Origin of the sequence: Pantoea sp. BS_8, from assembly GCF_041954965.1 — a bacterium.
GTDB classification, from domain to species: Bacteria; Pseudomonadota; Gammaproteobacteria; order Enterobacterales; family Enterobacteriaceae; genus Pantoea; species Pantoea stewartii.
In genome coordinates, this window is the sequence record NZ_JAVAXU010000004.1 from 180,045 (window position 1) to 202,138 (window position 22,094).

The following is a 22,094-nucleotide window of genomic DNA, read 5'->3' on the forward strand; positions in this document are numbered from 1 at the left end:
CAATGGGCAGTCCGGGTACGGTACGCTTTTATCTGGCGCAGGGCGCGGCGGCGAGCATCAGACTGCACGCCGCGGCTGGCAGAGAAAAAGAAAGCGCGGAGCCGGGCTCCGCGTACAGGGTTCAGGCCTGATTGATGCCTTCACTCAGGCAAGGCTCGTGGCTGATATCCTGTCTCAGCCAGACGCTGACGATCAGTCCCACCAGCGCCAGCGCCATGACATACCAGCCAGGCGCCAGGGGAGACACATTCATTAGCAATGTTACGCAAATCGGCGTCAGCCCGCCAAACACCGCATAGGAAAGGTTGTAGGAAAAAGACAGGCCGGTGAAGCGAACCTCGGCGGGGAACGCGCGCACCATGACAAAGGGCACAATCCCGACAACACCCACGCTAAGACCTGCCAGCCCGTAAAGCAAAAACAGGTAATCGGGATGCTGCGGTGCCAGCGAATAGAACAGCCCGCTGCACAGTGCGAGCAATACGCTTCCTGTGCTTAATGTCCGGCTGGTACCGAAGCGGTCCACCAGCAGTCCGGATACGATACAGCCCACACACAGCATAATAATCGCAATGCTGTTGGCTTTTAAGGTCAGCGCCGGCGCCATTCCATGCTGTTTCTGCAACCAGACCGGTGCCATCAAAATCACCACAACGATACAGGCCGACAGCATCCAGGTCAGCAGAATTGAAATCGCTACCGATTTTCGATGTTTCATGACCACGGTTTTCAGCGGCAGTTCCTGCGCCAGCGTTTTGCGCTGCTGCATCTCCACGAAAACCGGCGTTTCATGCAGCCAGCGGCGTAAATACATGGCGCCTAAGCCAAACGCCCCGCCCAGAAAGAAAGGAATGCGCCAGCCGCCATCGTGAATCGCCTGCTGCGTCAGCGTTGTATTAATTAAGGTTGCCACCACCGATCCCAACAGGATGCCAATCGTCAGGCCGGCGGTCAGCGTGCCGCAGGCAATACCAATGCGTTTGTAAGGTACATGCTCCGCCACAAACACCCATGCACCAGGCACTTCACCACCGATAGCCGCCCCCTGCAGCATGCGCAGAAGCAGCATCAACAGCGGCGCGGCAAGACCAATCGACGTCCAGGTGGGCAACGCGCCCATTGCCAGGGTGGGTAAGGCCATCAGCAATATGCTCAGGCTGAACATTTTTTTACGGCCCACTTTGTCGCCAAAGTGCGCCATGATGATGCCACCAAGCGGACGCGCCAGATAACCCGCGGCAAAAATGGCGAACGTCTGTAACTGGCGAAGCCAGTCGGGGATATCGGCGGGAAAGAAGAGTTCACCGATAACGGCGGCGAAAAAAACGAAGATGATAAAGTCGTAAAATTCCAGCGCGCCACCCAGCGCAGCCAGTGCCAGCGTTTTATAGTCCTGAGGTTTCAGGCGAGGCGTCTCAAGTGTGGTCATAGGCGTCCAGAGATAAAGAGAACGGTTGTAAAGCTGTGCTTACTATACCGTCAATTTATCACCACACCAGCCAGGCTGTAGCTTATTCCTGAAAAGCAGAATATTTAGTTATTTATCTCACGTATGGCGCTTTTTGGGCGAAAAGCTGCTACACATTCCGCGTGGGTTTCGACATAAGGTCCGTCGAGCAACTGTAAACAATAAGGTACAGCTGCAAAAATACCTGGGACCAGGACGTTGCCCTGCGCGTCTTTCAGCCCCTCCAGCGTTTCTTTAATGGATTTCGGCTGACCGGGCAGGTTAAGGATCAGGGATTGTTTACGAATCACGCCCACCTGGCGCGATAGAATCGCGGTCGGCACAAACTTCAGGCTGATTTGCCGCATCTGCTCGCCAAATCCTGGCATCTCGCGATCGGCCACCGCTAACGTCGCATCCGGCGTCACATCACGACGTGCCGGACCGGTTCCACCGGTGGTCAGCACCAGATGACAGAAGCGTTCGTCCACCAGCTCGCAAATGGCCTGCTCAATCATGGGCTGCTCATCCGGGACCAGTCGCGTTTCCAGTTCAAAAGGCGTGCTGATCGCACCGCTCAGCCAGGCTTCCAGAGCCGGAATGCCCTGATCCTGATAAATGCCGTTCGCTGCGCGATCGGAAACCGAGATCAATCCGATACGTAATGTGTTCATGATGTTGTTCGCTGTGGTTTACCGCAGTGCGGTGATAAGGAAAGGATGTAGTGAAAAGAATAACAAACCGTGACGGAAAGGGAAAACCGTGGCGACGGTGCCGCCACGGTGAACGATTACAGCATTTCTGCCAGCATCTTCTCAAGTTTGCCCTGGTCGATGGCAAAGTTGCGGATACCTTCCGCCAGCTTGGTCACCGCCATCGGATCCTGGTTGTGCTGCCACAGGAACTCTGACTCGGTCATTTTCTCCGGACGCGCTTTCACTTCACCGCTGTAGCTCAGCTTACGCTCCAGCGAGCCCTCGCTTTCAGCCAGCTCCTTCAGCAGCGCAGGTGAAATGGTCAGACGGTCACAGCCAGCCAGCTCAATGATTTCACCGACGTTACGGAAGCTTGCCCCCATAACCACCGTTTCATAACCGTGTTGCTTGTAGTAGTTATAGATTTCAGAGACGGATACCACGCCTGGATCTTCGTGTGGCGCGTACTCTTTTTTATCGGTGTTCGCTTTGTACCAGTCGAGGATACGGCCTACAAAAGGCGAAATCAGATACACGCCCGCTTCCGCACAGGCACGCGCCTGGGCGAAGGAGAACAGCAGCGTCAGGTTACAGTTGATGCCTTCTTTTTCCAGCTGTTCTGCTGCACGAATACCCTGCCAGGTTGACGCCAGTTTGATCAGGATACGATCGTTGCTGATACCGGCATCGTTATAGAGTTTGATCAGGCTGCGTGCCTTGGCAATGCTGGCTTCTGTGTCGTAAGAAAGACGCGCATCCACTTCGGTCGAAATGCGGCCCGGGACCAGTTTAAGGATTTCCAGACCAATGTTTACGGCCAGTTTGTCAGAGACCAGTTGCAGTTGTTGCTCTTTATCGTTGCTCTGCTGACGTGCCCACGCGATCGCTTCATCAATCAGTTTACGGTATTCAGGGATTTGAGCAGCGTTAAGAATCAGAGAAGGGTTGGTGGTGGCATCCTGGGGTTGATACAGCTTCATCGCTGCGATATCACCGGTGTCGGCCACTACGGTGGTCAGTTGACGCAGGGAGGTCAGTTTGTCCGTCATGTTCTTTTCTCTTAGTTAACTGTCAGGGTGATAAAAGGCTGTTGGGATAATATCACGCGGCAACGGCGGTGCAAGGTCGGGGAATGCCGTTTACGATAGCGCGAACGAATGGGAGTGATTTGCCGATCCTTGCGGCTTTTTTGCTACACTCGCAGCAACAATGACTGGCTCTCCCCTTTCTGAAAGGGACTTACTGAGGACGCGACGATGTTGATGGTGATCTCGCCCGCCAAAACGCTGGATTATGAAAGCCCCCTGGCCACGCAGCACTTTACCCAACCTGCCCTGTTAGAAAAGTCACAACAGTTGATTCAGATTGCGCGTACGCTGTCGCCTGCGCAGATCGCGTCATTAATGAGTATCAGCGATAAACTGGCCCATCTGAACGCCGAACGTTTCAACAGCTGGCATCCCGACTTCAGCCTGGATAATGCCCGTCAGGCTATTCTGGCGTTCAAAGGTGATGTCTACACCGGTTTGCAGGCTGAAACCTTTAGCGAACACGATTTCGACTTTGCGCAGCAACATCTGCGGATGCTGTCGGGCTTATACGGTTTACTGCGTCCGCTGGATCTGATGCAGCCGTATCGCCTGGAGATGGGCATCAAGCTGGCGAATCCGGCAGGCCAGGATCTTTACAGCTTCTGGGGCGACCTGCTCACTGAAAAACTGAATGAAGCCCTTGCCCGCCAGGGCGATGACATATTGATTAATCTGGCGTCAGACGAATACTTCAAAGCGATCAAACCGAAAAAACTGCAGGCGCGCCTGATCAAGCCGGTGTTTCTGGATGAGAAAAACGGCAAGTATAAAGTCATCAGTTTCTATGCGAAGAAGGCCCGGGGATTGATGAGCCGCTTTATTATTCAGCAGCGCCTGACCCAACCTGAGCAGTTAACCCGGTTTGACCTTGAGGGTTATCGGTTTGCAGCAGAGGAAAGCAGAGACAACGAACTGGTGTTTAAACGCGCCGAACAGTAAACCTGCCCGACGCGCGACGGAATGCAGGAAGGTGGCACGAGCCACCTTTCTTTTATTTCAGCAAAAAGGCACGCAGTGAGGCAAAATCTGCCTTCATGATATGCGACAGCAACGGCAGATCGGCACGCTCTGCCAGTTCAGTCGGCAGCGCCAGCTTCTGCTCCAGAATACTTTCCACGCTCTCCAGGAACTTCGCCGGGTGCGCCGTGCCAAGGAATAAGCCGTACTCGCCGTCCTGTAACTGGTCACGCAGCAAGCGCCAGGCAATCGCCGCGTGCGGCTCTGATACGTAACCCAGTTTCGCCAGATCACGCATCGCTTCGCGCGTCACCGCGTCGGATACCGCGCCGTAGGCTAAATCACTCAGGCGCCAGGTTTTGCGACGGAACAGCTCCTCAACGCGCGGCCAGTTATTCGGCTGGCTCACATCCATGGCGTTCGACAATGTCGCGACGGTCGCGTTAGGCTGCCATTCGCCGTTGCCAAGAAAGCGTGGCACCGTGTCATTGGCATTCGTTGCCGCAATAAACCGCTTGATCGGCAGCCCAAGTGACTTCGCCAGCAGACCTGCCGTCAAATCACCAAAGTTGCCACTTGGTACAGAGACGACCAGTTGATTACGTTTTTCCTGCGGCAGTTGCGCGACGGCTTCAAAGTAATAACAAATCTGCGCCAGCAGACGGCTGATATTAATGGAGTTGGCTGAGTTCAGGCCGATAGCTTTCTTCAGTTCCTGATCATCAAAGGCCTGTTTGACCAATGCCTGGCAGGCATCAAAATCGCCGTCAATCGCAATGGTTTCGATGTTGCCGCCCAGCGTACAGAACAATTTCTCCTGCAACGGGCTGATTTTGCCCTGCGGATACAGGATCACGACGCGCACATTTTCCATGCCGTAAAACGCATGGGCGACGGCGGCACCGGTATCGCCAGAGGTTGCCGTCAGAATCGTGATCTGCTCATCTGAACCACTTACATAGGACAGCATCTGCGCCATAAAACGGCCACCAAAGTCTTTGAACGCCAGGGTTGGGCCGTGGAACAGTTCAAGACAGGCGACATCATCGGTCACCGCTTTGATCGGTGCCGGAAAGGTAAAGGCCGTTTTCAGGCGTTCAGTCAGGTGCGCCGCCGGCACTTCGTCGCCAATATAGGCAGAGAGGATTTTGCTGCTGCGTGTAACAAAATCCATCTCCAGCATGGCATCGATGTCGGTCAGTTCAAATTCAGGCAGCTCAAGCGGGAAAAACAGCCCTTGCTGTGAACCCAGACCTTGTTTCACCGCCTGGGCGAAGCTGACCTGCTCGTTATGATCCTTAAGATTGTAGAGTTTCATGCGTTATCCCAGTTTACGTGCGCCAGCCGTATCAAGACGGCAGATATGGACGAAGCCTTCATCGTTCTGCAGATAGTGCTGGCTCAGCCAGTCGGCCATCTGCTGTGCCGTTTCCATCTGGTTGCAAATGGCAAAGAGCGTGGGGCCAGAGCCCGAAATACCGCAGGCCATCGCCCCGATATCCTGAGCAGCCTGACGTGCCTGGGCAAAGCCCGGTAACAGCTGAGTCCGGTACGGCTCAGCAATCACATCCTGCATCAGTTTAGCCGCCAGCGCGGGTTGGCGCGTATGGCAGGCATGAATGAATCCGGCCAGCAGTCGGCCGTGCTTGATGCAGTCCTGCTTCGCGTACTGCGCCGGTAAAATCGCCCGCGCCTCCGCTGTTGACACTTTGATGCCCGGATAGGCCATCACCCACAGCCAGTCGTCAAAGCCTGGCACCGCCTGGGTAATGATCCCATTTTCCTCGATCATCAGTTGAATCCCGCCAAGGAAGCACGGCGCGACATTATCGTAATGCACGCTACCGGAAATGCGCCCTTCCAGCTCCCCCATTAACGTCAGGAGCTGGTTGTCATCCAGCGGTTTGCCACAAAATTCGTTCATGGCCATCAGACCCGCAACCACGGAACAGGCGCTGGAGCCCAGCCCCGAGCCTATAGGCATGTTTTTTTCCAGCGTGATCGCCACCGGCACGCTTTTGCCAATGGCTTCGCAGAACCGCTCCCAGCACTGATAGACGATATTCTCTTTAGGATCGCTGGGCAGTTTACTGACAAAGCGGCCAGTATTGCTCAGGCTAAAGCTGTCGGCCGCCTCGACCGAGACGCAATCTCCCAGCAATGAACCATCCACTGGCGAGACCGCCGCGCCCAGCACATCAAAGCCCACGCTGACATTGCCTATTGAGGCCGGCGCATGAATTTTTACCATCATTACACTCCCAACTTCCACGACAGTGTGCGCAGCAGATCGGCGAACACGCCCGCTGCTGTCACGTCATTTCCTGCACCGTATCCGCGCAACACCAACGGAATGGGCTGATAATAGCGGCTGTAGAAAGCCAGTGCATTCTCACCGTTTTTCACTTTAAAAAGCGGATCGTTACTGTCTACTGCCTCGATCTTGACTTTGCACGCCCCGCCTTCTTCGATCACGCCGACCAGACGCAACACTTTGCCCGCCTCACGCGCCTGCGCCACTCGGGCGGCAATCGCCGCATCGACGTCGGGCAGTTGCTGCATAAACTGCTCAACATCGGCGATGGCGGTCAGGTGCGCTGGCAGCAACGGCTCAATCTCAATGTCGTGCATTTCGTGTTGATAGCCGGCTTCGCGTGCCAGAATGAGCAGCTTACGCGCGACATCCGTGCCGGATAAATCGTCACGCGGATCCGGCTCAGTGAATCCCATTTCGCGCGCCATGCGCGTGGCCTCCGACAGCGAGACACCTTCATCCAGTTTGCCAAAAATATACGACAGCGATCCCGACAGAATACCGGAGAAGCGGATCAATTCATCGCCTGCATTCAGCAAATTTTGCAAATTTTCAATAACGGGCAAACCGGCGCCCACGTTAGTGTCGTACAGGAACTTACGGCGCGATCCGGCAGCGGCGGCGCGCATCTTTTGGTAATATTCCCATGACGCGGTATTCGCCTTTTTATTCGGCGTCACTACGTGGAAGCCCTCAGCCAGAAAATCCGCGTACTGGTCGGCCACCGCCTGACTTGATGTGCAGTCCACAATCACCGGATTGAGCAAATGATACTCTTTTACCAGACGAATTAAGCGTCCCAGATTGAACGGCTCTTTGGCCTGCTCCATCTCGCCTTTCCAGTTACTAAGATCAATACCGTGTACATTGGTTAACAGCGCACGGGAATTGGCGATACCGCATACGCGCAAGTCGATATGCTTCTGTTTGAGCCAGGCCTGCTGGCGATGCAACTGATCCAGCAGCGCGCCGCCCACACCGCCAACGCCCACCACGAAGACTTCAATCACCTGATCGGTGGCAAACAGCATCTGGTGCACCACGCGAACACCGGTGGTGGCGTCGTCATTGTTTACCACGACGGAAATTGATCGTTCAGACGAGCCCTGAGCAATCGCAATGATATTGATATTGGCCCGCGCCAGCGCAGAGAAGAACTTGGCTGAAATCCCGCGCAGGGTACGCATTCCGTCACCCACGACCGAGATCACCGCCAGATTTTCGATAACGTCCAGCGCATCCAGCAGACCATCTTTCAGTTCAAGATAGAATTCGTCCTCCAGCACGCGACGGGCGCGGGCCTGCTCGCTCTGAGGAACGCAGAAGCTGATGCTGTATTCAGACGAAGACTGGGTAATGAGCACCACAGAAATGCCGGTGCGCGACATGGTGGCAAAGACGCGGGCCGCCATGCCCACCATGCCTTTCATGCCCGGGCCGGAGACGTTAAACATCGCCATATTGTTCAGGTTGGTGATGCCTTTAACCGGATACTCATCCTGCTCGCCGTTGCCGCTAATCAGCGTACCTGGCGCCTGGGGATTGGCCGTGTTTTTGATCAGGCAAGGGATTTGAAACTGCGCGATAGGTGCGATAGTGCGAGGATGCAGAACTTTGGCCCCGAAATAGGACAGCTCCATTGCTTCCTGGTAAGACATGGATTTGAGCAGGCGCGCGTCCGGAACCTGGCGCGGATCGCAGGTATAAACCCCGTCCACATCGGTCCAGATCTCACAGCAATCGGCCCGCAGGCAGGCCGCCAGCACCGCCGCTGAATAGTCAGAACCGTTGCGGCCCAGCACCACCAGTTCACCCCGTTCGTTACCGGCGGTGAAACCAGCCATCAGGATCATGTTTTCTGTTGGGATCTGACTGGCTTCAATGCGGCGGGTTGACTCGGCGATATCCACGGTTGATTCCAGATAATGACCGATGGCCAGCAGTTTTTCGACCGGGTCGATCACGCTGACGCCATAGCCACGGGCTTCTAACAGCTTTTCCATAATGGCAATGGAGAGCTTCTCGCCCCGACAGATAATGGCCGCATTGACGCTGTCAGGGCACTGTCCTAACAGGCTGATGCCGTGCAGAACCTGTTTAAGTTGCGCAAATTCGCTGTCAACACGGCTTTTCAGCACCTCATAGTCGAAACCGGGTTGTGCCTCGGCCAGCCCCTGCAGCAGTTCTGCGAAGATGCGCGTCGCATCACTCAAATTGGGCAACGCATCCTGACCGCTGATGGTTTTTTCAATCATCGCAACCAGGTGGTTGGTAATCTTTGCAGGTGCAGAAAGCACGGTAGCAACCTGTCCCTGTTGCGCATTACTTTCCAGAATATCGGCGACGCGCAGAAAACGCTCTGCATTGGCCACCGAGGTCCCACCGAATTTCAGCACTCGCATGATGTCAACTCTCCTGATTTTGAGTCAAAAAAAAACCCGCACTCGTGAGGTGCGGGCTTCTTTTTTTGTTTTTCCTGGATGCGTCAGCCCGCCCCGTTACCCATGGTAATGGTGGTGGTAATAATTGTGGTGTTCAGGCTGTGATTACGCATTCAGATTTATTTTCTGTCTGTCATTGATTGTCCGTCTGGTTCTAAGAAGTAAATCAAAGCGCACATCAAGTCAACGGTTTTATCCTTTGTGCAAAAAAAACTCGCCATGCTTAGCGTGTGATTGCAGGAAAAAAACCTGGCGAATCGTTTGGTATCGTGCGCTTAATTAACATCTGTCACTAAATAGTTACGCATTCCCCGAGGATTTCTCTGCGAGCTTTTTTTCCACATCATGTAACAGGCGATGCAGCATTGCACTGTCGCGCTGTTCCAGCAAACCAATACGCTGATTAATCCAGTCTGACATTTTGATGTCGTCGCTGACATCCAGTTGCTGGAGTAGCTGCGTCAGACGCTGGCGCAACGCATGCAATTGCTGCGCATCGGCAAGCGGCGTAACGGGTGCTGTGACCTGGTTAAGGGCCGCTAACTGATAACAGTACACCATCACCGCCTGCCCCAGGTTTAATGAAGGATAGTCCTGCGCCATAGGGATCCCGGTGAGCAGGTCAACCTGATCCAGTTCCTCGTTGGTCAGCCCACTGTCTTCGCGACCAAACACCAGCGCCATGCTGTTTACCCACTGCCGCTTTTCAAGCAACCGGGCTTCAACCTGCTGGGGCGTGGCGTAGTAACGGAACCTGGCGCGACTGCGCGCGGTGGTGGCGACGGAAAAATCGATATCCGCCAGCGCATCAGCCAGCGTAGCAAATGTTTTCACGTTATCCAGGATGTCCCCCGCGCCGTGCGCCACACGGCGTGCAGCCGGGTCCTGCCAGGCATCGCTGGCGACAATGCGCAGTTCACTAAAACCCATGGTTTTCATGGCACGGGCCGCTGCGCCGATATTTTCCGGCCGGGCGGGCGAGACGAGGATAAGAGGAAAAAGCATGATCATTCCATCAGTAAATGTAGACGGTGCAGTGTAACATGTAGCGTGATATTAAGAGGTATAAGCTTTGAGGTTAACACCCTGAAATACATGTTAAAACACGTTAAAAAAAGCCATTGCGTCCTTTTTTACCATAAAGTGCACATTATCAGAAAATTCAAAATAAAAGCCTTTCAATTCAGCCCCCTGTGATAGTAAGTTTCTAACATCCCGTTTTGTGCTGTGCTGTGCCTGTCGGTACAAAAATGACGTGTAATCGCCTTCTGCGTCAATTTTTCGGGATGTTTTTCACAGAAATGTTAACGTGCTACAATTGCATTTGATATAAGTCAACGAAGCGTTGTTTTTATGCTTAGCAGTTGTTGTTATTGCTGTTAGGTTGCTGTTAAGACAGTTAGTATATGTTTCAATTTATTATTCCGCAGGGCATGGAATTGTCGTTACGGCTGGCTGAGCGAACACGGTTGTTGACCTTGATAAAAGCTTATCACAATGACTTTCGTACAACGGTTCAGCAAAGCTTGCCGTTCTCCGCACTGGAGAGCACCTAACCGCTGTACGCCCTGTTTTCAATTTAGTTGGCAAAATTAGGTAGCTAAACATGCAGACCCCGCACATTCTCATCGTTGAAGACGAACTGGTCACGCGTAATACCCTCAAAAGTATTTTTGAGGCGGAAGGTTATGTCGTGTATGAAGCGACCGATGGTGCAGAAATGCATCAGGTATTGACCGACAATGATGTCAACCTGGTTATCATGGACATCAACCTGCCGGGCAAAAACGGCCTGTTACTGGCGCGTGAACTGCGTGAGCAAGCTAATGTGGCATTAATGTTCCTGACAGGACGCGATAACGAAGTTGATAAGATCCTTGGACTGGAAATTGGCGCAGACGACTACATCACGAAGCCATTTAATCCGCGTGAGTTAACTATTCGTGCACGTAATCTGCTGTTACGCACCATGAACTTACCGCTGCCTAATGAAGAGCGTCGTCAGGTCGAGAGCTATAAGTTCAACGGCTGGGAACTGGATATCAACAGCCGTTCATTGATCAATCCCAACGGTGAGCAGTACAAACTGCCGCGCAGTGAGTTCCGCGCCATGCTGCACTTCTGCGAAAATCCCGGCAAAATTCAGACCCGTGCTGATTTGCTGAAAAAAATGACCGGACGCGATCTGAAACCTCACGATCGTACCGTTGACGTCACCATCCGCCGTATTCGTAAACATTTCGAATCCACACCGGATACGCCAGAAATCATCGCTACCATTCACGGTGAAGGCTACCGTTTCTGCGGTGACCTGCAAGAGTAACGGCCTCAGAAAAACGCCCTTTCGGGCGTTTTTTTATGCGTTAATGCCAGGGCATAATCGGCACGGCACTCAGCGCATTTTTCGGCGAACCATCCACCACCTTATCCGAATACGCCAGGTAGACCAGCGCATTGCGCTTGCTGTCAAAGAAGCGGACAACCTGCAACTTTTTAAAAATCAGTGAAGTACGCTGGCGAAACACAACGTCACCCTGCGCTTTTCCTTTGGCGATCTTATCACTTAACTCAACCGGTCCGGTTTGCTGACAGGAAATAGCGGCGTCAGACGTGTCCTCTGCGAGTCCCAGTCCGCCCTTAATCCCGCCCGTTTTGGCCCGACTGATATAGCAGGTTACATTTTTAACATCAGGATCATCGAACGCTTCCACCACAATTTTGTGGTCCGGCCCAAACATCTTAAATACGGTATCGACCGAGCCGATCTCTTCGGCCAGCAGCGAACTGGAAAATAGCAGACCAGCGAAGGTGGCGATCGCAAGACGAGTTATTGTCATGAGTTACCATTGCAAATGTAATAGATGAGCATGTAATGTACTGTCAATTGATACAATAACCAATGCAAAAAGGGTATAAACTCCCGCGTTAGTGAATAGTACAACTACCCCAATCAAAGCCGATCACGTCTTTACGCTATAAGTACTATTATTCGTCGACTTCATTTAGCTGCGCCACCAGAGTATGAGGATGTTTTATGGACCAAGCCGGTATCATTCGCGATTTGCTTGCCTGGCTGGAGAGCCATTTGGATCAACCCCTTTCACTGGATAACGTTTCCATTAAGGCAGGTTATTCTAAATGGCATCTACAACGGATGTTCAAAGATGTCACCGGGCACGCCATCGGCGCTTACATCCGGGCACGGCGTCTTTCTAAAGCCGCCGTCGCGCTTCGCCTGACCAGTCGCCCGATTCTTGATATCGCCTTACAGTATCGGTTCGATTCCCAGCAGACCTTTACGCGTGCCTTTAAAAAGCAGTTTAATCAAACCCCTGCATGGTATCGCCGTTCATCTGACTGGAACTCCTTCGGCATTCGCCCACCGATTCGCCTGGGCAATGACACACTGCCGGAACACCAGTTCGTTACGCTGCCGGAAACCGTACTGTTTGGTCAGACACAGAGCTACACCTGCACGCTGGAACAAATTTCCAAATATCGTGATGAAATGCGCCTCCACTTCTGGCGGCAGTTTCTGCTGGAAACGGATACGGTGCCGCCAGTGCTTTACGGTCTGCACCAGGTCCGTGCCAGTCATGAAAAGGATGATGAGCAGGAGATTCTGTATACCACGGCGGTGCCTGTGGACAGCGCAACGAATATGCACTCCGGGCAGAACGTCAGCCTGGAAGCAGGCGACTATGTGCAGTTCAACTATGCAGGTCCCCGCGTAGATTTGCAGGAATTTATCCTGTTACTGTATGGCACCTGCATGCCGACACTGGGACTGACTCGCCGTCAGGGCCAGGATATTGAACGTTTTATTACCCATGGCGGAAAGAAACGGACCGAACCCCCAGCAGATATTAAGTGCGAGTATCTGATCCCGATTCGCCGTTAATCGCGTTTGTGATTATGCCGTCGCGATGACGGCATAATCTGTCAACTTACCGCTGGAGTTCGTCCAGCGCGGGCTCGTCAAGATGCGAAATATCTCCCGCCGTTTCGACCACCCAGCCCGCTGCCAGCCAGGCGCTTTGTTGATGATCAACGCGGGAAATCGAACAGTTACGCAGACGAAGACGACGTTCCGCATACGCAGGCAATCCCAGAATGGTGCTCACCAGCACGCCCAGCGCCATACCATGACTGACAATCAAGGGGTGGCTGCCAGCCGGTAACGCCAGGCAGGCATTCAGGGCATCCTGCATACGCTGCGCCAGTTCTGTCATGGATTCGCCCTGCGGAATACGGCCACCCTCAGTGCCGTTAACCAGCGACGCGCGCCAGCCCTCTTCTTCCGCACTCAACTCGTCCAGCAGGCGTTTTTCCAGCACGCCCATATTCAGTTCGCGCAGGCGGGCGTCAAAGGTGACATCGCAGCCGCAGGCATCGGCAATGATTTCTGCCGTACGTCGGGTACGTCCTAAGTCGCTGGAAATGATATGGGTGATACCTGCGTGTTTAATCCGTTCACCGACCTGACGGGCCTGGTGCTCGCCTTTTGCCGTCAGCGGACTGTCGGAGTGCCCTTGAATGCGGCGTTCTGCATTCCATACCGTTTCACCGTGACGAACAAGATAGACCTGTAGCATGCGTAGTTTCCGTTATACTGCGACCAAAATCGCCTTTATTACCTGAGGGTTCAATTAATTATGTACCATGTCGTCGCAGCTACCACCAATCCAGCGAAGATTCGTGCGATTGCTCAGGCATTCAACGACGTTTTCGGCGAGGGATCCTGCCATACAGAAGGGGTGGAGGTCGAGAGCGGCGTGGCAGCACAGCCCCTCTCTAATCTTGAAACCCGCACCGGCGCACGTCAGCGCGTCATGAATGCCCGTCAGGTTCGCCCGGAAGCAGATTTTTGGGTCGCGATTGAAGCAGGCATTGAAGAAGAGAGTGCGTTTGCCTGGATAGTGGTGGAAAACCACAAGCAGCGGGGTGAATCACGTTCAGCCAGCTTTACGCTGCCGCCGCCCGTGATGGCGGGTTTACGTGAAGGCCGTGAACTGGGCGACGAGATGGCGCGCCTGACCGGCATAGAAAACATTAAACACAAAGGCGGTGCGATAGGCACGTTAACCCATGGTCTGCTCAGCCGCTCCAGTGTGTATCATCAGGCGTTAATTCTGGCGCTCTGCCCGTTTACGCATCCTTATTACGCGTAATCGACTCCGGGTGGCGCAATTGGGCCTCCAGCCAGCGCTTGAGTGCGGGAGGCGCCTCTTTCAGGCTGTTCGATCCCCGGGTGATGGTCGCGATGCCGACGCCAAGCTCATTTTTCAACTCACGCTGGCTCATGTCGCCGTTCAGCAGCGATTCGATGATACGCAGACGTGTGCCAAAGGCTTCCCGCTCATCGGGCGTCATCATGAGTTGCAGGAGCGGTAACGCATGCTGGTCGGCAAACGCCTGCTGAATCAGATCAACAAAACGTAGCCAGTTCGACTCCGCAGCCTGTTCAGTTTCGGGTGGCACAGCAGGTTGGTTCATGAGAGGGCTTCCGTACTCACTAAAGAGTACGGAAGCTTAACACAGCTAGTAACGGCGATTCCACTCAGCATCTGACAGGATCTTGTCAGGCTGGCCCAGGAAGTAGCGATAGTAGGCATCATAAGCCAGCACATTCTTCACGTAACCCCGCGTTTCGGAAAACGGAATGGTTTCGATGAAGGCGACGGCACTCAGATTGCCCGCGGTGCTGTTTTGCCAGGTCCGTACGCGACCGGGCCCGGCGTTGTAGGCCGCCGAGGCGAAGATCCGGTTCTTATCAAACTGCTGATAGACATAATCCAGATACTGCGTGCCAATCTGGATATTGGTTTGCGGATCGAACAGCTGAGACGGATTCACATAGCCAGGAATGCTAAACATCTTCACGGTATGCGTGGCGGTGGCGGGCATAATTTGCATCAGGCCACTCGCACCGACCGGGGAACGCGCTTTCGGGTTCCACGCACTTTCCTGACGGGAAATCGCCATCGCATAGCTCTGCGGAATGGTTTTCCCCTGTGTGTTCTGCTTATAAAGATTCTGCCATGCCAGCGGGAAGCGTTCTTTCAGGCTGTCCCACATTTTTGCGGTGATGGTGGCCTGTACGCTGAGATCCCACCAGTCCTGCTCGCTTGCGTAACGCGCCAGCATCTGCTGCTGGACATGGGTTTTGCTGTTAATCAGGTTGGCCCATTCGCTTCGCGCCAGATTATCCAGCCCCCAGTACATCAGCTCGCGTACCCGGGCCAGCTCGGGCCCCTGTATCGTGGCGCTGTCGGGTTTCGGTGCGGCATCTACCTGCAGAGGATAATTCACGCCCAGACGCTGTGCAGCCACCATCGGGTAAAAGCCGCGTGACGTCATCAGTTTGCGCAGAATCTCATCGGCTTCTTCTTTGCGATCTTTGGAATAGAGCAGATCGGCCTGCCAGTATTGCCATTCGTCTTTCTCTTTCGCTTCTACCGGCAGACGGGCAATCCAGGTATTCAGGCCACGACGGTCATTTTCACTCAGCGCCAGGCGGACGCGCCGCTCCAGCAAGGCAGTTGATTCGCTGTTCATCACCACCGCATCGCGCCAGCGCGCTTGCTCAGAAGTCAGATCGCTGCCCATCATGCGCCAGACCACAATCTCCTTCAGCGCCTGTTCATCCTCCGGCCCCATTTTTTGCGCCCGGACCAGTTCGGGAATCATGCTGCGGGCATTTTCCATATCGGCACGCGCCACACGGGCGAAGGCAAAGATAGTGGCCTGGCGCGTAAAGTCGGTGGCACCAACGCTGTTGGCAAAAGTCGTTACGGACTGGGGATCTTTCTGCAGCGTCAGTAAGGCATCCGACATCGTCTTGTAATCAGCGGGCAGCATCTTCGCCAGATAGCTGACCAGGCTGTCATTGCCCGCTTTCATCGCCAGACGAATGCGCTCCAGCACCGTAATAGGCGAGAGCTGCCCTGAGGCCTGCCAGACTGAAAACAGCTTGTCACAGTCATTCGGCAAGGCGGTGCCGCGCAGCCAAATCGCTTTTGCGCCCGCAAAGGCCGCCTGCTGCTGACCGGTAGACCATTTTGCATAATACCAGTTGCAGCGCGCCTGCACCGGCGTCGGTTCATCCGGGCTGAAATTCAGTACGCCTTGCCAGTCCTGACGATGGGCCAGCACGTTCACAAACCGTGTTTTCAGCGACCGTGCCGGGGGCAAGGTGGGGTACTTTTGAATGAAGTTCTGCACCGCCAGGCTGGTTTCCTGATCCAGATCCTGCGCCAGCAAACGGTATTCTAAGTAGGGATAAAGCGGATAATCCTGCAGCGTCGGTAACAGTTGATCGACTGTCGCCATCTGGTTACTGTCCCACGCCTGTTTAATCTGTTGATATCGTTGCCGTTGTTGATCAAGCGAATCAGCCCATGCGCTGCCGGCCATGCTCACCAGGCAGAACCCTATCATCCCGTTACGCCACTTCTCCACGTAAATCTCCTCTGTTGCTGGGCCCTGGCAGGGTGCCAGACGTTATTCATGCTAACCAGGGGAAGCCACTCTTGCCATGTTCTTCACAAAATTTACCTTTGCGCAGGCGTGGCGCACCGCAATGTCACACGTTCTGCGCTACGGCTGTGCATTTTATCATCACATAAACTTATGGCATGCCGCTTTATCTCTTTGATTCATCAAGTTAAAAATCTGGCACAGCCTTTGCTCTGTTGAATGCCATCTTGTATACCAGTTGGAATTTATTGCATGGCTTCAACATCTGGCTTGACCCTTAGCGAATGGCAGCAACGCGCCCGGCAGCACCCACAGCAGCTTCACACGTTGCTGGCAACCCACCTGGCGGAACAGGAACCCAGTGATAATGCCTGGATCTGTCTTGCCAGTCCGGCGCAACTCGAAGCACAAATCACGCCGCTTCTGGCACGCTATCAGCAGGATCCCGACGCGCTTCCTTTGTTCGGTGTGCCGTTCGCGGTCAAAGACAATATTGATGTCGCAGGCTGGCCGACCACCGCCGCCTGCCCGGCGTTTAGCTACACCGCTGAAGAGGATGCCTTTGTGGTGGCTCGCCTGAAAGCAGCAGGTGCGGTGGTCATCGGCAAAACCAACCTTGATCAGTTTGCAACCGGCCTGGTGGGCGCACGGTCACCTTATGGCGCGGTGTGTAATACCTTTGATCCGGATTTTGTCAGTGGCGGATCCAGTTCCGGATCGGCCTCGGTACTGGCGCGTGGCCTGGTGGGTTTCTCACTCGGTACTGACACCGCCGGGTCAGGTCGGGTGCCGGCAGGGTTTAACAATATTGTCGGCCTGAAACCGACAAAGGGCTGGTTCTCTGCCCGTGGTGTGGTCCCGGCCTGTCGCCTGAACGATACGATTTCGGTGTTTGCGCTGACGGTTGAAGACGCCTTTACCGTGGCCAGCCTGGCCGGTGGCTACGACGAGAAAGACGCCTATTCGCGCGTGAATCCCCGTACGGCCCCAGCAGGCATGAAAGCCCGTCCTGATTTCGCCATTCCGGCTACACCGGAATTTTACGATGATGCCGCCGCCGAAGCCGCCTGGGATGCCGCGCTCAGCGCACTGAAGGCGACCGGCGCGACGTTGCATCCCATTGACTTTACCCCTTTCCGCCAGCTCGCCGAGCAGCTTTATCAGGGTCCGTGGGTCGCCGAGCGCACCGTCGCCGTAGGCGAGATGCTTAACCAGCCAGAGAACATGGATCCGGTGGTCCACGGCATTGTGGCGAATGGCCTGAAGTACAGCGCCGTGGATGCCTGGCAGGCCGAATACCAGCGTGCCGAACTGGCCCGGCACATTCAGCAGGTTCTGGCCTCGTTTGATGCGCTGGTGGTGCCCACCTCGCCCACCATTTACACGCTGGACGAAATGCAGCAGGAGCCGGTACTGTATAACGCGCATTTTGGCACTTATACCAACTTCACTAATCTGGCCGATCTTGCTGCACTGGCCCTGCCCGCCCCGTTCAGAAACGACGACCTGCCGGCGGGCATTACGCTCATCGCTCCCGCCTGGCATGACCGCGCGCTGGCGCAGTTTGGCATGCGCTGGCAGCAGGCTCTGGCCCTGCCTCTCGGCGCAACCGGCCTGCCACTGCCGTCCTCCCCGACGGCGCTTCCTCTATCCCACGATCATGTTCGGGTGGCCGTCGTCGGCGCACACCTCACCGGGATGCCCCTTAATTTCCAGCTCACCACGCGCCAGGCCGTTCTGGTGGAAGAGACGCAGACCGCCAGCCAGTATCGCCTGTTTGCCTTATTAGAGGGTCCGATTAAGAAACCCGGCCTGATGCGCACAGAACAGGGGGCGGCCATTACCGTTGAACTCTGGGATATCCCGCTGGCGCGCTTCGGTGAGTTTGTGGCGGAAATCCCTGCCCCACTGGGCATTGGCAATCTGACGCTTGCCGATGGACGTGTGGTGAAAGGCTTTATTTGTGAAGGTGCCGCGCTAACCGGCGCGCTGGAAATCACTGAATTTGGCGGCTGGCGTAACTGGCTTGCCTCGCCTGGGAGTAACTAATTATGTTCAGCACAGTCCTGATTGCTAACCGGGGTGAAATTGCCTGTCGCGCCATCCGCACGCTGAAACGTCTGGGCATTAAAAGCGTGGCCGTGTTTTCCGATGCCGACCGCAACGCACAGCATGTGAAAGAGGCGGATATCGCCGTGGGTCTGGGCGGCGACAAAGCCAGTGACAGCTATCTGCGCATCGACAAAATTCTGGCGGCGGCGCAGGAAACGGGCGCCCAGGCGGTCTGGCCCGGCTATGGTTTTCTGTCAGAAAGTCTGCCCTTTGCTGCCGCCTGTGAAGAGGCCGGTATCGTGTTTGTCGGTCCCACGGCTGCGCAAATTGGTGAGTTTGGGCTGAAACATCGCGCCCGTGAGTTAGCCGCGCAGGCCGGAGTACCGATGACGCCAGGCACGCCGCTGCTCAACACACTTGATGACGCCCTCAGCGCAGCCGAATCCATCGGTTATCCGGTGATGTTAAAAAGCACGGCAGGCGGCGGAGGCATTGGGCTGACGCGCTGTGCCGACGCCGGGGCACTGCGCAATGCCTGGGAGAGCGTCCGTCGACTGGGCGAACAATTCTTTAGTGACGCAGGCGTTTTCCTCGAACGCTGTATCGATCATGCCCGCCACGTGGAAGTGCAGATCTTCGGTGATGGCAAGGGCACCGTGGTGGCGCTGGGTGAGCGCGACTGTTCGCTGCAACGCCGCAACCAGAAAGTGGTGGAGGAAACCCCCGCGCCCTGCCTGCCCGCGGCCACGCGCGCGGCGTTGCTTGCCTCAGCCGTTCGGCTGGGTGAGGTAGTCAATTACCGCAGCGCGGGGACCGTGGAATACATTTATGATGCACAGCAGGACGCCTTCTATTTCCTGGAAGTGAATACCCGCCTGCAGGTTGAGCATCCGGTCACCGAATGCGTCACCGGCCTCGACCTGGTGGAATGCATGTTGCGCGTCGCCGCTGACGAAGCGATCGACTGGCCGCGCCTGCAGCAGGCACCGCAGGGCGCGTCGATTGAAGTCCGTTTGTACGCCGAAGATCCGTTAAAAAACTTCCAGCCCAGCCCCGGCGTGCTCACGCATGTCAGTTTTCCTGACGATGTCCGTGTGGACAGTTGGGTGACGACCGGCAGCGAGGTTTCCAGCTATTACGATCCGATGATCGCCAAGCTCATCGTCCATGCGGACACGCGAGAGGCGGCGCTGGAAAAACTGCAATGCGCACTGAACGCCACACAACTGCACGGTATCGCCACCAATCTTGATTATCTGCGGCAGGTCGTGGCCACCGAGGCGTTCCTTAGCGGCAAGGTCTGGACACGTTTTCTGGACAGCTTTACGCCCGCGGCAGCCGTAGTCGAAGTGCTGCAGGCGGGCACGTTCAGCTCCATCCAGGACGTGCCGGGCCGTCTGGGTTACTGGAATATCGGCGTCCCGCCGTCAGGTCCAATGGATGATTATGCCTTCCGCCTTGCCAACCGCATCGTCGGGAATCACGAGTCGGCGGCCGGGCTGGAATTTACCCTACAGGGCCCAACGCTGCGCTTTCATTGCGCGGCGACCCTTGCTCTCACAGGGGCAGACTGCGGCGCCACGCTGGATGGCATCCCTGTCAGCAACTGGCAGCCGATAACGGTCAATGCTGGCCAAACGCTGACACTGGGTCGTGCCCAGCGCGGTTGCCGCTGTTATCTGGCTATCCGTAACGGCTTTGATGTCCCGGAATACCTTGGCAGTCGTTCCACCTTTTCTCTGGGCCAGTTTGGCGGGCACGCCGGCCGCACGCTTCGGGTTGCCGATATGCTGCCTGTCTCGCAACCGTCACTGGCAGCCTGCACCACGCCCGCGCCGGTCAGCGCTCCGCAGGCACTCAGCCCGGCGCTGATCCCGACGTACACCAGCGAATGGCACATTGGTGTCCTGTACGGCCCGCACGGCGCACCTGACTTTTTCACCCAAGCCGCCATCGATGAATTCTTTGCCAGCGACTGGCAGGTTCACTACAACTCCAACCGCCTTGGTGTACGTCTGGTCGGGCCTAAACCGACCTGGACGCGCGCTAACGGCGGTGAAGCGGGCCTGCATCCGTCCAACGTGCACGACTGTGAATACGCGATTGGCGCGATCAACTTCACCGGTGACTTTCCGGTCATCCTGACCCACGACGGTCCCAGCCTCGGCGGCTTTGTCTGCCCGGTGACGATAGCCAAAGCCGAACTGTGGAAGGTCGGCCAGGTCAAACCGGGCGATAAAATTCGCTTCCATCCCATCAGCGTCGAAGAAGCCGTCGCGCTGGAAAATGCCCGGTTGCAGGTCATCGCCACGTTGCGTCCGCACACGGCGCAGATGTTTGACCTACCGTCGCTGGCCGACAACCGCTTTGGCTCCGCTACCGTGCTCGCCGCCGTTGCCGCCACCGACACCACACCGCAGGCGGTGTATCGTCAGGCCGGCGATAAATACATTCTGATCGAATATGGCGACAACGTGCTGGATCTGGCGCTCCGCCTCCGTGTTCATCTGCTGATGGCGTCGCTGCGTGAGCGACCGGTTGACGGCATCGAAGAGCTCTCCCCCGGCGTGCGTTCACTGCAAATTCGCTATGACAGCCTTACCCTGTCGCAGTCCCAGTTAATGTCCGAGCTGCTGGCCCGGGAAGCCATGCTCGGTGATGTCAGCACGCTGAAAGTGCCCTCTCGCATTGTCTGGATGCCGATGGCGTTTGAAGACAGCGCCACGCTCGGTGCCGTCGAACGTTATAAAGAAACCGTGCGCGCCAGCGCGCCCTGGCTACCCAATAACGTCGATTTTATTCAACGTATCAATGGATTATCCGATCGTGAACAGGTTCGCGATACGCTGTTCAATGCCAGCTACCTGATTTTGGGCCTGGGCGATGTTTATCTGGGTGCACCCTGCGCGGTGCCGATTGATCCTCGCCATCGCCTGCTCAGCTCCAAGTACAGTCCGGCCCGTACCTTTACCGCAGAGGGCACCGTCGGCATCGGCGGCATGTACATGTGCATTTACGGCATGGACTCTCCCGGCGGTTACCAGCTGGTCGGCCGTACGTTACCCATCTGGAACACCTTCCTGAAAAACCCGCAGTTCGGTGCCGGTGAGCCCTGGCTCCTGCGCTTCTTCGATCAGGTGCGCTTCTATCCGGTGAGCGAAGAGGAACTGGCGAAACTTCGTGATGATTTCCGCGAGGGCCGTGCTGCACTGCGTATCGAAGAAACTGAATTCGATTTTGCCGCTCACCAGGCGTTTCTGGCGGCGAACGCCGACGACATTGCGGCGTTTCGCCAGCGCCAGGCCGCGGCATTTGAGCAGGAGGTCCGGCTCTGGTCGCAGGAGGAGCCGGAAGCCCCCGCTTCCACTGAGGCCGAGTCAGACGCGCCCGCTGAGGATAACAGCGCGCAGGCTGTACAGGCAGATATGAACGGCAACATCTGGAAAGTGCTGGTGCAGGCGGGCGAGACGGTGAGTGCCGGACAAACGCTGGTGATTGTTGAGGCAATGAAAATGGAACTGGCCATTACGGCTCCCTGCGCGGGTCGGGTGAAACGCGTGGCCTGCCAGGCCGGCCGCCCTGTCAGCCCTGGCGACACGCTGCTGTGGCTGGAATAAG

At 55.7% G+C, this 22,094-nt stretch carries 18 protein-coding genes and 1 other annotated feature; of the genes, 6 read left to right on the forward strand and 12 right to left on the reverse strand.

Annotated elements, in window-relative coordinates; genetic code table 11:
• Positions 1–121: 121 nt before the first annotated feature.
• The 3 genes from RAC65_RS11175 to tal form a co-directional block, all read right to left on the reverse strand.
• Positions 122–1,429, reverse strand: a complete 1,308-nt coding sequence (locus RAC65_RS11175; RefSeq protein ID WP_375092755.1) for an MFS transporter — start codon at positions 1,427–1,429, stop codon at positions 122–124.
• Between the two features lie 104 nt (positions 1,430–1,533).
• Positions 1,534–2,121, reverse strand: a complete 588-nt coding sequence (gene mog, locus RAC65_RS11180; protein ID WP_006117627.1) for a molybdopterin adenylyltransferase — start codon at positions 2,119–2,121, stop codon at positions 1,534–1,536.
• Positions 2,122–2,237: 116 nt separating this feature from the next.
• A complete protein-coding gene (gene tal / locus RAC65_RS11185; RefSeq protein WP_006117626.1) occupies positions 2,238–3,191 on the reverse strand; it encodes a transaldolase in 954 nt (317 codons plus the stop codon).
• Between the two features lie 207 nt (positions 3,192–3,398).
• On the opposite strand from tal, the gene yaaA reads away from it, so the two are divergent.
• The gene (gene yaaA, locus RAC65_RS11190; RefSeq protein ID WP_375096703.1) at positions 3,399–4,172 is read left to right on the forward strand and encodes a peroxide stress protein YaaA; all 774 of its coding nucleotides are present in this window, start codon (positions 3,399–3,401) and stop codon (positions 4,170–4,172) included.
• Positions 4,173–4,224: 52 nt separating this feature from the next.
• On the opposite strand, the gene thrC is transcribed toward yaaA, so the two are convergent.
• From thrC to RAC65_RS11215, 5 genes are all read right to left on the reverse strand, one after another.
• A complete protein-coding gene (gene thrC, locus RAC65_RS11195) occupies positions 4,225–5,508 on the reverse strand; it encodes a threonine synthase (RefSeq protein ID WP_162286076.1) in 1,284 nt (427 codons plus the stop codon).
• A gap of 3 nt (positions 5,509–5,511) precedes the next feature.
• Positions 5,512–6,441: a homoserine kinase gene (thrB, locus tag RAC65_RS11200; RefSeq protein ID WP_375096722.1), complete on the reverse strand. Its 930-nt coding sequence runs from the start codon at positions 6,439–6,441 to the stop codon at positions 5,512–5,514.
• Positions 6,442–6,443: 2 nt separating this feature from the next.
• Positions 6,444–8,906: a bifunctional aspartate kinase/homoserine dehydrogenase I gene (gene thrA, locus RAC65_RS11205; RefSeq protein ID WP_375096704.1), complete on the reverse strand. Its 2,463-nt coding sequence runs from the start codon at positions 8,904–8,906 to the stop codon at positions 6,444–6,446.
• A gap of 25 nt (positions 8,907–8,931) precedes the next feature.
• Positions 8,932–9,051: a sequence feature (Thr leader region), on the reverse strand.
• Positions 8,990–9,058 (reverse strand): thr operon leader peptide, encoded by a 69-nt coding sequence (thrL, locus tag RAC65_RS11210; RefSeq protein WP_071988721.1) that lies wholly within the window; start codon positions 9,056–9,058, stop codon positions 8,990–8,992. Its footprint overlaps the feature before it by 62 nt.
• A 187-nt stretch (positions 9,059–9,245) precedes the next feature.
• Entirely contained in the window at positions 9,246–9,950 is a 705-nt protein-coding gene (locus tag RAC65_RS11215; RefSeq protein ID WP_006117621.1) for a tRNA/rRNA methyltransferase, read from the reverse strand.
• Positions 9,951–10,551: 601 nt separating this feature from the next.
• On the opposite strand from RAC65_RS11215, the gene arcA reads away from it, so the two are divergent.
• Positions 10,552–11,268, forward strand: coding sequence for a two-component system response regulator ArcA (gene arcA, locus RAC65_RS11220; RefSeq protein ID WP_006117620.1), 717 nt, complete (start codon positions 10,552–10,554; stop codon positions 11,266–11,268).
• A 40-nt stretch (positions 11,269–11,308) separates the two neighbouring features.
• On the opposite strand, the gene creA is transcribed toward arcA, so the two are convergent.
• Complete coding sequence (creA, locus tag RAC65_RS11225) at positions 11,309–11,782, reverse strand: protein CreA (protein ID WP_006117619.1); 474 nt, start codon at positions 11,780–11,782, stop codon at positions 11,309–11,311.
• 197 nt (positions 11,783–11,979) lie between these two features.
• Here creA and robA point away from each other — a divergent pair, with 197 nt between their 5' ends.
• Positions 11,980–12,846, forward strand: coding sequence for an MDR efflux pump AcrAB transcriptional activator RobA (gene robA / locus RAC65_RS11230; RefSeq protein WP_006117617.1), 867 nt, complete (start codon positions 11,980–11,982; stop codon positions 12,844–12,846).
• Between the two features lie 46 nt (positions 12,847–12,892).
• Here robA and gpmB read toward each other — a convergent pair whose 3' ends face one another.
• Positions 12,893–13,540 (reverse strand): 2,3-diphosphoglycerate-dependent phosphoglycerate mutase GpmB, encoded by a 648-nt coding sequence (gpmB, locus tag RAC65_RS11235; RefSeq protein ID WP_375096705.1) that lies wholly within the window; start codon positions 13,538–13,540, stop codon positions 12,893–12,895.
• A 60-nt stretch (positions 13,541–13,600) separates the two neighbouring features.
• Here gpmB and yjjX point away from each other — a divergent pair, with 60 nt between their 5' ends.
• Positions 13,601–14,116, forward strand: a complete 516-nt coding sequence (gene yjjX, locus RAC65_RS11240) for an inosine/xanthosine triphosphatase (RefSeq protein ID WP_006117615.1) — start codon at positions 13,601–13,603, stop codon at positions 14,114–14,116.
• Here the strand turns inward: yjjX and trpR are convergent.
• Both trpR and sltY read right to left on the reverse strand, forming a co-directional pair.
• Positions 14,094–14,441: a trp operon repressor gene (gene trpR / locus RAC65_RS11245; RefSeq protein WP_006117614.1), complete on the reverse strand. Its 348-nt coding sequence runs from the start codon at positions 14,439–14,441 to the stop codon at positions 14,094–14,096. The two genes, yjjX and trpR, sit on opposite strands and share 23 nt — an antisense overlap.
• A gap of 45 nt (positions 14,442–14,486) precedes the next feature.
• Positions 14,487–16,406, reverse strand: coding sequence for a murein transglycosylase (gene sltY, locus RAC65_RS11250; RefSeq protein ID WP_039338782.1), 1,920 nt, complete (start codon positions 16,404–16,406; stop codon positions 14,487–14,489).
• A 270-nt stretch (positions 16,407–16,676) separates the two neighbouring features.
• Between sltY and atzF the strand changes: the two genes are divergently transcribed.
• Both atzF and uca read left to right on the forward strand, forming a co-directional pair.
• Positions 16,677–18,473, forward strand: coding sequence for an allophanate hydrolase (gene atzF, locus RAC65_RS11255; RefSeq protein WP_375096706.1), 1,797 nt, complete (start codon positions 16,677–16,679; stop codon positions 18,471–18,473).
• Positions 18,474–18,475: 2 nt separating this feature from the next.
• Entirely contained in the window at positions 18,476–22,093 is a 3,618-nt protein-coding gene (gene uca / locus RAC65_RS11260) for an urea carboxylase (RefSeq protein ID WP_375096707.1), read from the forward strand.
• Position 22,094 lies beyond the last annotated feature (1 nt).